Source organism: Pseudooceanicola sp. NS-SX9 (genome assembly GCF_057380705.1).
Genome location: NZ_JBXXRN010000005.1, coordinates 142,048 through 155,014, shown reverse-complemented (window position 1 = coordinate 155,014; position 12,967 = coordinate 142,048). Strand labels below are relative to the sequence as shown.

Below are 12,967 nucleotides of genomic sequence, written 5' to 3'. Positions count from 1 at the left end.
TAAACCTTTCCTCGAGTCTCCCGGGAAGTCCGTGTTGAACCTGCGGGAAGGTGTGGCCGGCCCGGTGGGCATTGCCCGGCCCCGGACCGGCCGCGCTGCCTTATTCCTGCTGCAGCAGGATGTTGCGCAGCTTGTCAGGGTCGCTGACCGAGTAGGTTTCCACGTTGTCGCGGGTGATCAGCGCCTGCGGGGTGCTGACCACCCGGGGCAGGCCCTGTCCGGCCATCAGGCGCAGCGTGACATCCACCGCGACCTCGCCGGTCAGCAGCGGAAAGCTGTCGACGGTGCCGGTCAGGTCCCCCGCGCGGATCGACTTCTTGGCGTCCGAGATCCCGTCGGTGCCAAAGACGGCCACCTTGCCCTTCAGGCCTGCGGCCTTGACGGCCTCGATCACGCCCAGGGCCATGCCGTCGTTGTTGGCATAGATCCCGATCAGGTCGGGATGCTGCTGCAGGATGGTGGCGGTGGCGTTGTAGGCCAGTTCGCGGCTCCAGTTGGCGGGCACGCTGGCGACCACCTTGAACTTGCCCGAGGCCTCGATGGTCTTGGTGAAGCCGTCGGTACGCTGTCCGGCGGCAAAGACCCCGGCCTGCCCCTCGATGACGGCGACCTTGCCGCCCTGGGGATCATGCTGCAGGAACCATTGCGCCACCCGCACGCCGTTGTCGCGCTGTACGTTGCCGACGTAATGGGCAACCGTCGGGATGACCGCATCGTTGACGTTGACGACCGTCACCCCCTTGCGCGTCGCCTCTTCCAGCGCCGGCTGCAGGTTGTTGTCGGTCTGCGGCGAGAACAGCAGCCCCTTGTACCCTTGGGTGATCATGGTCTCGGCAATCGAGAGCTGCCCCAGCTGATCGCCCTCGTTGGCGGCGGCCTGGTAGGCCAGCCTGACGCCGTATTTCCTGGCCTCAAGCTTGTAGCCCTCGCCAAGGGTGCGCCAGTATTCGTTGGTCAGCGTCTTCGACACGCCGCCCAGGGCCGTGCCCTCGGCCGGTTTCGGCACCGGTCCGAAGCGCTGATCAAGCTGGCTCCAGTCGATCCGGTCCGGTTCGGTGTCCGAATTGAGCGGCGCGAGATCGGCGGCATGTGCCATTCCCGCGACGACCAGGGCCGCGCCAGCGGCCAGCAATGCACGTACAGAAAGCGTCATAAGGTCTCCTCCCCTTTACGCATAACTATTTTTTCGTGAAGTCAGACCCCGCAGAGCAGCCTCTGCACCGCGCGCTGCGACAGCGGCGAGGCCTGTTCGGCAATGGCGGCGGTCAGCGCATTGTCGCCATCGATCTTCGAGGCGATCTCCATCAGCCGTTCGACGATGCCGATGTTGGTGGCGCATTCCTCGACCGGGTCGATCCCCGAGGCATCGGGGAAGGTGTCGAAGTAGATCACCCCGTCGTAGCCGTCGCGCCGGATCTGCCACAGCAGTTCCAGCGTCGCTTGCGGATGCACCGAGGCCACCATCAGCCCATCGTCGCGCTTGGCATAGCCATCATTCAGGTGGACGCCCAGCAGACGCGACCGGCGGCTGATCAGGCTGGCGGCAAAGGCCGGCATCTCGTCTGCATAAAGCACATGCGCGAAATCCAGCGTGACACCCATGTTGGCGGTGCCGATCTCGTCGATGGCCAGCAGCGTGGTGCCGACATCGCCCAGCAGCGCAAAGGACCGCGGCTCATTCGGCTTGTATTCGATCGAAATCATGCAGTCCGGCGCATGTTCCGCCACCTCGCGCAGCGCCGAGACCTCGTCGGCCCACATCCGGTCGTAATCGCCCTGAAAGCTGTAGTCGAAGCCGTCCTGCCCCAGCCAGATCGTCATCAGCGGCGCGTCCATCTCCATGGCGGCATCGATGCCGCGCTTGGTCAGGTCGATCGCCTCGCGGCGCACGGCGGCGTCGGGATTGGTGAAGGCGCCCAGTTTGAAGGCCGGGTTGGTGTAATAGCGCATGGCCAGGCCATTGATACCCAGGCCCATGTCCTCGATCTGGGTTTTCACGGCGCGGGGGGCATCCGACAGGTGATCGGGATAGTTCAGGTCCACATGGGTCAGCCCCGGAACCGTTGCGGCGCGGCGGGCCATCTGCATGGGCGTGGGTTTGCCGGACTGGCCGGGCCAGGCGCTTTCGGCCCGCGCAGCAAAGGAATTCAGGCGCGTTGCGAATCTGGTCATGTGTTCCTCCATCTCGGATGCCTGACTATCTCTTCACAACTTTATCGTCAAACGTAAAGTTAATATTTCAAGATGGAGCAGGCCGAGCTGGCGCATGCCGCGCAGCGCCCGGTCCGGCCGGGTGGATCGGAGGGGGCGTGGATGGGCGGCGGACCAGCCTGGCCGCAGGACACCGGCAGGGCGCCAAAGCGGGCCGCCTTCGGGGGGCGTCCGGCAAATCTGGCGAGGATGGTCAGGGCGGCAGCAGCCCCTGCATCCTGGCCGTTGTCCTTCGTGGCGCGGGTGTCGTATGGATGGGGAAACCGATTAAGGACAGATGATGCGAACCCAAATTGCTGCTCTCTTCGCCCTCATGATCGTTGCCGGATGCGCGGTAGGCTCTGGTGCCGTCGTCAAGGGGGCCGGGCCGGACGACATGCTGAAGCTGCGCGAGGGGCCGGGCCTGGACCGCAAGATTATCATGGGTCTGCCGGACGGAACGCAGCTGACACGCCAAAGCTGCACCACCACCAACGGCAAGGTCTGGTGCAAGGTCTACCTGACCGACAAACCCAGTGTTTCGGGCTACGTTTCAGCCGAATATCTGGGGCTGCGCTGAATGCATCGCCCCCCCCTGCCGGTCCGGGATCGGCAGGGGGGGACGCCGGGCAGGGATGCGCCGGCCTTTTTTCCGAAGGCGGGCGCCATGGGCCGGACGCGACGGGGGCCTGTGACGGGCGCTGGTTGTGCCGATGTGGTCAGCCGGCCAGGTTGGCCGCCGCCAGGGCAATCCCGAACCCCACCAGCAGGAGGCCGAAGGCCCGGTCGATCCAGTGACGCAGCCCCAGGATCCGCCTTTGGACCCGTGGCGCGCCCAGGAACAGGCTGACGGTGGCGAACCAGGCCACATGGCTGGCTGCGATGAACAGGCCGTAGGCCAGACGCATCGCCAGCGGCGTTTCGGCCTGCACGACCTGAAGAAACAGGCTTAGGATAAAGATCGTGGTCTTCGGGTTCAGCGCATTCGTCAGAAAGCCGATGCGCAAGGCGCCCAGGTCGGACAGGGCGCCAGGCAGCGATGTGTCTGTGGCCTCGGCCGCGCGGCATGTCAGCATCCTTGTGCCCAGCCAGGCCAGATAGGCAGCCCCGACCAGTTTCAGAAGGCCGAACAGCCCCGGCGTCTCGCGGATCAGCAGGCCGATGCCCAGCAGCGTGTAACCGACATGGACCAGCACCCCAAGGCCGATGCCGCAGGCCGTCAGCAGCCCCGCCCGTCGCGAAAGCTGCAGCGCATTGCGCGAGACCATGGCGAAATCCGGTCCCGGGCTGATCACGGCGAAAAGGGTGATGGTGATGACGGCAAGCCATTCGGCCATGGATCTGTCCTTTCGGTTTTCTTCTGCTTTAGCCCGGCGGCGGCGGGGCCAAAAACGATGACTTCTGACAGACCATGTGAGAATAACTGACATATGAGACAGCATATCACCTCGCTTCCAGCCCTGGCCTGTTTCCGGGTCGCCGCCGAAGTTGAAAGCTTCAGCAAGGCGGCGGAGCGGCTTAACCTGACCCATGGTGCGGTCAGCCGGGCCGTCCGCCTGTTAGAGGATGATCTGGGCACTGCCCTGTTCGAGCGTCGCAATCGTGCGGTTTTCCTGACCGATGCCGGGCGCAGGCTGGCACGGGTTGTGGCCCGGGGGCTGGGAGAGATCGAGGCAGAGGTCCAGCGCATCAGGCACGAACAGCTGCATGCACCCGTCACCGTGTCCTGCGAGCCGACGCTGATGATGCGCTGGCTGATCCCGCGGATGCCGCAATTCCACGCCGCGCATCCCGCCGCCGATGTGCGCCTGGTGGCCGGAGGCGGGCCGGTGACCCTTGGGGCGGGGATCGATCTGGCCATCCGCCGCAATGATTTCCGCTGGCCAGAGACCTATCTGGTCCAGCCGCTGTTTGATGAATGGATCGGGCCGGTTTGCCGACCGGACCGGGCCGGGGACTTCTTTTGCGACGGCGCAGTGACGGCTGGGACCATCCTGCTGCATACGCGCACGCGCCCGGAGGCCTGGAAAGACTGGGCCGAGCTTTCCGGGGTCGCGCCTCTGGCCAACCCGGGGCGCGCGTTCGAACATTTCTACTTCAGCCTGCAGGCTGCCGTGGCGGGGCTGGGCATCGCCATCGGTCCCTGGCATCTGGTGCAGAAGGATCTGCAGGACGGGTTCCTGGTCGCGCCACAGGGGTTTCGCGCCGATGGCAGCGCCTATGTCCTTCTGTCGGCACATCCCGCCACAGAGGGGGCCGCCGCCGGGCTGTTCGCGGATTGGCTAAGACACCTTTTGCGCGACCAGATGGCCCTCAGCGCGCCTTCGCCCGATATCGCCCGGCCCATCGGGCGGTGATGGTCAGGGCGCGTGCCGCAGGATCCCCTGGCCGTTCCGGGCCCGCGCCGCGCATTTCTGATGCGTTCGTCTGGCTCTGTTCAGCGGGGAAACGATCCCCTAGATCGTTTCCTGTTCCGCTTCACCTTCAACGTCCATGATCACCGCGCTTTTGGTGTCGATCAGGTAATTGCTGGCACAGGCGAAATAGGGGCGGCATTCCTCGGCACGGGTCCATTGCGCTGCCGGATCGGACCTGGCCCCGACCTTGGGCTGAACAGGCGATGCGGCCCCGAAGGCGTTCGCGCCGTCTCTCGAACCCGTGGCGCTCCTGCGCTCACCATCCAGTGTCCCCAGATATTCACGTGCCGCCCTGTTGCCAGCTTCCCGCGCGGCCTCGGGGCTCCAGTCTTCTGCCGCGATGGACCGGACCTTGTTGGCATCAGCCGAAATCAGGCTGGCATCGACTGCGAAGCCTTCGCCAGAGACAAGGTCCTCCTTCAGGCAGCGTTCAACAGTTCACTTGCCGCAGAAGACTGCTTTCCCTGAACTTGCCGTGGCGATAGCGCGAGAAGGTCGCGTGATCCGCGACATTGCCTTCCTGGCCCAACCGACAGAACCAGCGACAGGCCAAGTTCAGATGGACCTCGTCACAGAGACGACGCTCCGAACGTTCGACGCGCTTACGCGGCCCCACTGGGGCCACGGGCGCCTCTCACCCCATGACATACCCGATCACCAGCATCCGGATGATCCGTTCAGGATCAATCGAGGGGCGACCAAGGTGGCTGTAGAAGGGGCGTAATGCTTCGCGCAGACTGTCCCCGATTTCCCATCTGGTGGGTCTGGTACTGGTCCTGTCCGGCGCGTCTGGGCCGGTGCGCAACCCGGGCCGCGCAGTCGGAAGGGGCCGGAAACCTCGCTCGGCTGAGCCCGGGGCCGGTCGGGCGCCGCGGCGCCACGCGGCCTGTGCCATCGCCTGCGCTCGTGGTGGCCTTCGGCTGGCTCGCCTCTGGAATCAGACGCAGCCCTTGCCGTACCCCGCGCCGTAAGGCCCTCGCGGATCGGCAGAAAGGTGGCTTGAGGCGATTGGCGCGTGGCTGTCCGCAGGGCCGGGCCCAGGCCGGGGCAGCCGAAGGTCCGGCCCTTTTCCGCGCCGCGGCCCCCCGGTCGGAAACCGTGACCGGTCGCACGTTGACAATGCCCCCGCGTGATCGACGGTATGCCTCCTGATATATTCTGTCATGTCCCAAGGTTGTGCCTGGGTGTGGGATTGAACCGTCGGCTGTGACGGCCAAGCCCCGGTCTGTTCCGGGGGACATCTGAAAGGAGGGGCGGGTGGCGGCCCCGCTCCCAGCCGCTCAGCAACGGGGAAATCTTGAGTATTTCTGACATCCAACTGTTGGCCGTCGCCCTGCCCGCTGTCCTGTTCCTTGTCGCGCTGATCGTGTCCCGGGTCCGGCTGCATCCGCTTCTGGCACTGATGATCACCGCGCTGGCGGAGGGTCTGGCGGTGGGCATGCCCATCGACACGATCGTCTCGACCATGGGTGATCTGCCGGCGGCGCAGTGGCGACTTGCTGAGCGAGGCCATGATGCCGATTGGTTCTGCGAAGCCTTGCAGGACAAGGCGATCAGGACCTTTGTTCCAGGCCGCAAGGCGCGCAGGGCCCCGATCAAATACGACAGGCGCCGCTACAAACGACGCAACCGGATCAAGATCATGCTCGGCAGGCTCAAGGACTGGCGACCCGTTACGACAGAGGCCCGAAGGTCCTTCTCTCAGCCGTCGCTCTCGCCGCTACTGTGCTGTTGTGGTTATCGGTCCTGAGCCTGGGCGGGTTCCGTCAGGCCGGAATGGGCCCGCCGGGACACCGGCGGGCCCCGATCCGTTCCCGGGCGCGCGGTCCCGTGGCTGCGGCAGACGACAGAGCCCGATCCGTCACGCGGACGCGGCCTGTTGCGCGCGCCGGGCCGTACCCGACCCGGGCGAGCTTTGCCGCGGCGTCCGGCCTGCGCCAGGCGGATCTGTCGCCGGGCCGGATGCCAATGGCCCCGGGCCTGTCGCGGGGAATGTCCCGGCCACAGCACCCGTGGATCTGAAATGAATACATAACGCCGATTATCGGATTTTGACGCCGTCAGCCGGGTGGGGCCCAACCGGTGCGCCTGGTCCCGGATCGGCATCGGGGGGCCGCTCCATGCCCGGGATACTGCCCGGGGGCCCCCGCCGAAATGTTGCAGGGTGGCGCCTGGCAGGCCGGTGGTCCTGGCGCTGCGCGGCCTCAGGACCGCTGTGCCGCCACGCGGGTTTGCGGTGTCGGGGCCTTCCTGCGGCGTCGTGCGCCGCTCAAGTGGCGGATTGCGGCCGGATTGCCTCCCGGGACCCTGGCTGGCGTGGCTGTGCGGCCGGATCGGCCTTAGGCGAACACGATCCGATAGCAGATCGGGCGTTTCCTATGGGCGCAAAAGCCCGGCCTGCCCTTAGTCTTGGCCTATCGCGGGCGGCGATGGCGGCGCGTGACTGGCACTCTTCTGAGGATCGACAGGGACATCCCGTCTGGCCGAAGGCAAGGCGGACTGCGGCAGGGCCGTTGCACCAGCACCGGCCGCACAGCATGGCCCGGCCGGAGGGCGGGTTCCGATCCCAGAGGCAGAAGGACTGTGAAAGGGAGGTTCACACCAATGACGAGCACATACCGCCGCACCCGCGGCCTGACCCTTGGCGCGCTGATTGCCCTGCTGGGCCTCGGTGGCGCGGCGCAGGCCCAGACACCGGAAGACTTCTACAAGGGCAGGACCGTGACGATGATCGTCGCCGCCGCCGCCGGAGGCTTTGCCGATTCCGTTGCGCGCGCCTTCGCCCCGGGCCTGACCCAGCACCTGCCCGGCCATCCCCAGATCGTGGTGGAAAACAAGCCCGGCGCCGGCGGGCTGGTCGGCGCCTCGGTGATCCAGAACGCCTCGGCCAGGGATGGCTCGACCATCGGCTTCCTGCTGGGCAATGACCTGACGACACCGCTGATCATGGGCTCGAACCAGTTCGATCCGCGTCAGGTCGACTGGATCGGCTCGATCCGGTCGGGGGATTTCCCCTATGCGCTTTATGCCTACAAGGGCACGCCCGTGCAGTCGGTCGATGCGCTGTTCAAGGACCGGAAGAAGATGATCGTCGGCTCGACCAGCTATACGAACTACAACCGCATCTTCCCGGCCATGCTGGACAAATACGCCGGCACCAACCTTGACGTGGTGTCGGGCTACAAGGGCTCGGGCGAGGTCTATCTGGCGCTGGAGCGCGGCGAGGTCGAGGGCTGGACCGAAGGGTCCCACGCCATCCTGGGCCCCACCAACAAGCTGGGAACGATGATCGCCGAGGGCGAGATGAAGCCGGTGCTGCTGTTCACCGACACGCCCGACGACACCTTCCCCGGCATTCCCGTCGCCGGGGACTACATCGAGGGCAAGCAGGAAAGGGCCGTGGCACATTTCCTGTTCGCGGCCTCGGCCACGGGGCGGCCGCTGGCGGTGCCCAAGGGCGTGCCGCAGGACCGTGTCGATGCCCTGCGCAAGGCCTTTGACGACACGATGGCGGATGCCGATTTCGTCGCCCAGATGAAGCAGCGCATGAACACCGAGATCGTCCGCCCCGTCAGCGGCGACAAGATCGATGCGATGGTCGCGGATTTCTACGGCACCGAACCGGCGGTGCTGAAAGAGGTCCACGGCTTCATGGTCCAGTAGGCGCACCCCTTCGCGGGTCCGGGCGCTTCGGCGTCCGGGTCCTGCCCGCGTGGCCACGGGCTGCGCACCATTGACGAGAGGCCCAAGATGGCACCCAAGACTTTCAAGGATTTCCTGTGCGACTACGGCACCCACCGGCTGTTCGGCCTGACGCCGCAATCCTTCCTGGACACCATGCCCGAACGCCGCTGGACCCGCCGCACGGCCGAGGACGAAAAGATCCGCCGCGAGGGCTATCTGGGCATCACCGCCGATGGCACGCCGGAACCTGATCTGTTCACCCTGCGCGACGAGGGCGCCCCGACCCCGGCGGTGCTGGCGGCGCTCGGGGCGCTGGTGCAGCGGCTGGATGCGGATCAGCGGGCCCTGCTGCTGCAGCCCATCGGATCGCAGCAGCGCAACCGCTGGCAGAACGGCATCCCCGATTACGAGACCGAAGGCCTGCGCCTCGATCAGCTGGCGCCCGAAATCCGCGATGCGGCGATGCAGGTGATCCGCGCCAGCCTCGCGCCCGAAGGCTATGCCCGGCTGCGCAACGTGATGCAGCTGAACGGCTATCTGGGCCAGCTGGTGGGGGCGCCCAAGCTGCTGGGGGAATGGTGCTACCGGCTGCACATCTACGGCACCCCCTCGGCCGAGGCGCCCTGGGGCTGGCAGCTGGCGGGCCATCACCTGTGCCAGACGGCATTTTTCCGCGGCGGCCAGATGGTCGCCACCCCGGTCTTCATGGGGGTCGAGCCGAACGAATGCCACGAGGCCCCCTTCGGCGACATCCACGTCTTTGTCGACGAGGAACACGCCGGCCTGCAGCTGGCCCGGGGCCTCAGCCCGCAGCAGCGCGCGCGGGCGGTCATCTACGACACGATCCTGGCCGAAGGCCTGCCGCCCGGCCGCCACCACCATCTTGACGGCATGAACCTGACCGGCGCCTACCGTGACAACCAGATCGTCCCCTACGAAGGGCTGACCGGCGCCGAGATGACCGCCCGCCAGCAGCGCGACCTGCTGGATCTGACGCGAAGTTACCTGCGGATGCTGCCCGAAGGCCCGATGCAGGCCCGGATCGAGGACATCGAACGCCACATGGCGCGCACCCATTTCAGCTGGGCCGGCGGGCTGGAGGAGGACTCGGTCTTCTATTACCGCATCCAGAGCCCGGTTGTGCTGATCGAATTCGACCACCACCACGGCGTCGTGCTGGAAAACCGCCGCCCCGAGCGGTTCCACATCCATTCGATCATCCGCACGCCCAACGGCAATGATTACGGCATGGACCTGCTGAGGATGCATTACCAGCAGGCCGACCACCACCACCCGCCCTCGGGTCCCGAGACCGAAAGCGCGCATGATCTGGCACATCGTTTCGGCCTGCCGCACAGCCACTGAACGCCGCCCCGGTCCCTGACACCCCCCCTCGCGTCTCCGGCGCGGGGGGTTTTGCGTGGCCTTCCCGCCTGCCCAGGGTTGCAGCCCGCCAGTACCCCATGGGCCCGAAGCTGCCCGCCCTGCGGGCGCCCCGCGCGCCGCGCAAAGGGCTGCCCGGATCCCGGGGCCAACGCCCCGGGACGGGCCCGGGGACATGCCCGTGGATCGCGCCCCGGGCCGACCGCTCATGCAGCGCTCGGCCGGAGGGCGCCTGAACGGCACCTCCGGTGGGCTCGCTGCAGGCAGCCCCGCGCCGGGGATGCGGGCCGTAGCTGCCATCTGCCCCCGACGCACCCAGACCGGCCCTTGTCAGGACCCCGCGCCTAAGCTTGATCCGGGGCAGGAACCGGACCGGCGCCGTTTCACTTGGCCGGGCCGGATGGTCCCGGGCGGCCGATGCGACGGATGGCCCGGGACGGTCCTGCCCCGGGCGTTCTTGCGAAGGGTACGCCGCGCGGCCGCTCCGGCGCCTCGGGTCGCGATGTGTCTTGTGACGCCCAGGGCCTCGCGCAGGGCCAGAGAGGCAGAGAGGCAGAGAGGCAGAGAGGCAGAGAGGCAGAGAGGCAGAGAGGCAGAGAGGCAGAGAGGCAGAGAGGCAGAGAGGCAGAGAGGCAGAGAGGCAGAGAGGCAGAGAGGCAGAGAGGCAGAGAGGCAGAGAGGCAGAGAGGCAGAGAGGCAGAGAGGCAGAGAGGCAGAGAGGCAGAGAGGCACCGCATATCCCCGGGCCAGGTCATGTCAAGGGTCGCACGGGCCAAGGCCTCCCATCCCATGAACCGCCCATGCAAAAGGGGGCATCTGCCGATGCCCCCTGCTGCCTGCCGGACCCGACTTCAAAGCGACGGGATCGCTGCCGCGAGGCCCGGGACGTAGTGCCCCAGCACGGTCGACGGCCAGGGCACGTGGATCACCCGGTCGAAGACCAGGTAGATGCCGAGGGTCAGCACCAGCGCGTAGATCAGCGTCATGCGCCAGGATTCGCGGCCCTCCAGCCGCATGTAGGCCACCGTCACCAGCGGCACGGTCAGGATCAGCCCGATCGTCCACATCAGGAACAGAAACACCAGGAACCAGCCAAAGAAGCAGGCCGCGCGCAACGCGATGGTACCGGTGCCCAGGTGGCCGTCGTCGCTGCCCACGTCCATGTGCACGCCTTCGGCTGGCCCGGGCGTCTTTTGCTGCCGCCCCGAGAACAGCTGGTAGAGCAGGCTCAGCCCGCCGGCGATCAGCAGCACCGTCGCCACCGCGACCGGCCCGACGCGGGCGCCGAAGGTCCAGGGCAGCGCCTTGACCAGCATCCAGCCCGCCATGCCCAGGAACGCCAGGTACAAAAGGTCCCCCGGCCGGGCCGAGAAACGTCCCCGCGGCAGCAGCGCCCGCGCCCCGTCACGGCGCAGCGCCGACCACAGCGGCCGCATCAGCACCGCGAAGGCCAGTACCAGCAGCAGGATCACAAGAGGCCGCGTCAGCCAGTCGGCGCCGAACCGCTGGATCGAAATCGCCATGTAGCGTTCGATCAGCGTGCCCAGCACCAGCCCCAGGATCAGCGGCGGGCGCGGCCATTTCAGGCGCTTCATCACCCAGCCCAGCACGCCGAAGATCAGCAGCACCCACAGGTCTCCCCAGCTGTGGCTGCCCTGGTAGGCCCCGACATAGACCACCGCCATGATCGCCGGCAGGATCAGCGTGTAGCGCAGCATCGAGATCTTGGCGAACTGCCCCGACAGCGCAAAGCACAGCCCCGCGCCAAAGATGTTGGCCAGCGCGATGGACCAGACCATCGAATAGGTCAGATCCAGATGCGTGGTCAGCATCGAGGGCCCGGGCACGAAGCCATGCACCATCAGCGCCCCCAGCAGGATCGCCTGCGCGGCCGATCCCGGCACGCCGAAGGCCAGCGTCGGCACCAGGCTGCCGCCCTCCTTGGCGTTGTTGGCTGATTCCGGCGCGATCACGCCGCGCACGTCGCCCTTGGTAAAGCTTTCGGTCGCGCCCTTTTCGGTGCGCAGCGCATGGCCGTAGGCGATCCAGTCGGTGACCGAACCGGTGATCCCCGGCACGATCCCCAGCAGCGCCCCGATCGAGGAACAGCGCAGCACCAGGAACCAGTTGCGCACCACGTCGCGCAGACCCCGCATCATGCCCTGCGAATAGCCCAGGCTCAGGCTGTCGGCCACCGCGCTGCGCTTGATGGCGATGTCGCACAGCTCTGGCAGGGCGAAGATGCCCAGCAGCACCGGCAGCATCGGGATGCCCTCCCACAGGTACAGCACATTGCCCGCCCATCGCACCGTCCCGGTCGCGCTGTCGGTGCCGATCATTCCGATCAGGATCCCCGCACAGGCCACCACGACGCCGCGCAGGGGGGCGCTGCCCGACAGCGATGACACCATCGCGATGCCGAAGACCGTCATCGCCAGCAGCTCGGGCGTGCCGATGGCCAGCACGAAGGGCCGGATGACCGGGATCGAGAACGCCAGCAGCACCGCGCCGAAGATGCCCCCGAACAGCGAGGCGACGTAGCCTGCGCTCAGCGCGCGGCCGGCCTGGCCCTTGCGGGTCATGGCGAAACCGTCCAGCACCGTCGCCTGGGACGAGGCCGTGCCCGGCACCCCGAACAGCACCGCCGGGATCGTGTCCGAGGTCGAGGTGACCGAATGCATCCCCAGCAGCATCGCGAAGGCCGCGTAGGCATCCATCGAATAGGTAAAGGGCACCAGCAGGGCAAAGCCCGTCATCCCGCCGATCCCCGGCAGCAGGCCAATCGCCAGCCCGACCAGCACCCCGATCCACAGGAACATGATGCGTTCGGGTGCCAGCACCGTCATCAGCGCATCGCCCGCCGAATGCACCATATAGAGCATGTCAGCATGCATCGGCCGGCCCTCCTGCGGGTGTGGATGGCCGGTCGTGCCGGTCTGTCGGCCCCACCGTTTCAAATGGCATTTTCACGTCGCCTCCCCCTTTTCGGATGCGGCTGGCCGTCCGGATCGGGCGGCACCGCGTTCCCCCGAAGCCTTTCGCCTGGAGGTCTTTGCCGCAAATCGAATATGCCCGTGGGCCCATAGGAAATCGACTTTGCAAACAGCGGCTTGCCATGGGTGGCCGGGACATGGGCGGGGGCGCATCCAATCTGCTGCCCGCGGCATCGGATTTCCGACCGCTGCTCTTTTCCCGCGCCGGGCTGCCTGCCTATCCTGGCGCAGGGGGTGCGCGGCCTGCCGGCCCCCGCACTCCGGTCCACTGCACTCCGGTCCCCCACACTCCGGTCCATT

The 12,967-nt window shown here is 67.0% G+C and carries 8 protein-coding genes and 2 pseudogenes; 5 read left to right on the top strand and 5 right to left on the bottom strand.

Features of this window, described 5'->3' with window-relative positions; all coding sequences use genetic code 11:
* Positions 1-100: 100 nt before the first annotated feature.
* Positions 101-1,153 carry a sugar ABC transporter substrate-binding protein gene (locus tag AC2ITM_RS21725; protein ID WP_486470292.1) on the bottom strand — a complete coding sequence of 351 codons (1,053 nt, stop codon included), beginning with the start codon at positions 1,151-1,153 and terminating at the stop codon, positions 101-103.
* A 41-nt stretch (positions 1,154-1,194) separates the two neighbouring features.
* A complete protein-coding gene (locus AC2ITM_RS21720) occupies positions 1,195-2,172 on the bottom strand; it encodes a sugar phosphate isomerase/epimerase family protein (protein ID WP_486470291.1) in 978 nt (325 codons plus the stop codon).
* Between the two features lie 319 nt (positions 2,173-2,491).
* Between AC2ITM_RS21720 and AC2ITM_RS21715 the strand changes: the two genes are divergently transcribed.
* A complete protein-coding gene (locus AC2ITM_RS21715) occupies positions 2,492-2,770 on the top strand; it encodes an SH3 domain-containing protein (protein ID WP_486470290.1) in 279 nt (92 codons plus the stop codon).
* A 139-nt stretch (positions 2,771-2,909) separates the two neighbouring features.
* On the opposite strand, the gene AC2ITM_RS21710 is transcribed toward AC2ITM_RS21715, so the two are convergent.
* The gene (locus tag AC2ITM_RS21710; RefSeq protein ID WP_486470289.1) at positions 2,910-3,527 is read right to left on the bottom strand and encodes a LysE family transporter; all 618 of its coding nucleotides are present in this window, start codon (positions 3,525-3,527) and stop codon (positions 2,910-2,912) included.
* Between the two features lie 93 nt (positions 3,528-3,620).
* On the opposite strand from AC2ITM_RS21710, the gene AC2ITM_RS21705 reads away from it, so the two are divergent.
* Positions 3,621-4,547: a LysR family transcriptional regulator gene (locus AC2ITM_RS21705; RefSeq protein ID WP_486470288.1), complete on the top strand. Its 927-nt coding sequence runs from the start codon at positions 3,621-3,623 to the stop codon at positions 4,545-4,547.
* Positions 4,548-4,673: 126 nt separating this feature from the next.
* On the opposite strand, the pseudogene AC2ITM_RS21700 reads toward AC2ITM_RS21705, so the two are convergent.
* Positions 4,674-5,343: pseudogene (locus AC2ITM_RS21700) on the bottom strand (transposase); the annotation flags it as partial.
* A gap of 729 nt (positions 5,344-6,072) precedes the next feature.
* Here AC2ITM_RS21700 and AC2ITM_RS21695 point away from each other — a divergent pair.
* The 3 genes and pseudogenes from AC2ITM_RS21695 to AC2ITM_RS21685 all read left to right on the top strand — a co-directional run.
* Positions 6,073-6,347, top strand: a pseudogene (locus AC2ITM_RS21695) (IS5/IS1182 family transposase); the annotation flags it as partial.
* A gap of 864 nt (positions 6,348-7,211) precedes the next feature.
* On the top strand, positions 7,212-8,270 hold the full coding sequence (locus AC2ITM_RS21690) for a Bug family tripartite tricarboxylate transporter substrate binding protein (RefSeq protein WP_486470287.1): 1,059 nt from the start codon (positions 7,212-7,214) through the stop codon (positions 8,268-8,270).
* An 87-nt stretch (positions 8,271-8,357) separates the two neighbouring features.
* Positions 8,358-9,656: a DUF3500 domain-containing protein gene (locus tag AC2ITM_RS21685; RefSeq protein ID WP_486470286.1), complete on the top strand. Its 1,299-nt coding sequence runs from the start codon at positions 8,358-8,360 to the stop codon at positions 9,654-9,656.
* An 869-nt stretch (positions 9,657-10,525) separates the two neighbouring features.
* Here the strand turns inward: AC2ITM_RS21685 and AC2ITM_RS21680 are convergent.
* Positions 10,526-12,568: a tripartite tricarboxylate transporter permease gene (locus tag AC2ITM_RS21680; protein ID WP_486470285.1), complete on the bottom strand. Its 2,043-nt coding sequence runs from the start codon at positions 12,566-12,568 to the stop codon at positions 10,526-10,528.
* Positions 12,569-12,967: the final 399 nt, after the last annotated feature.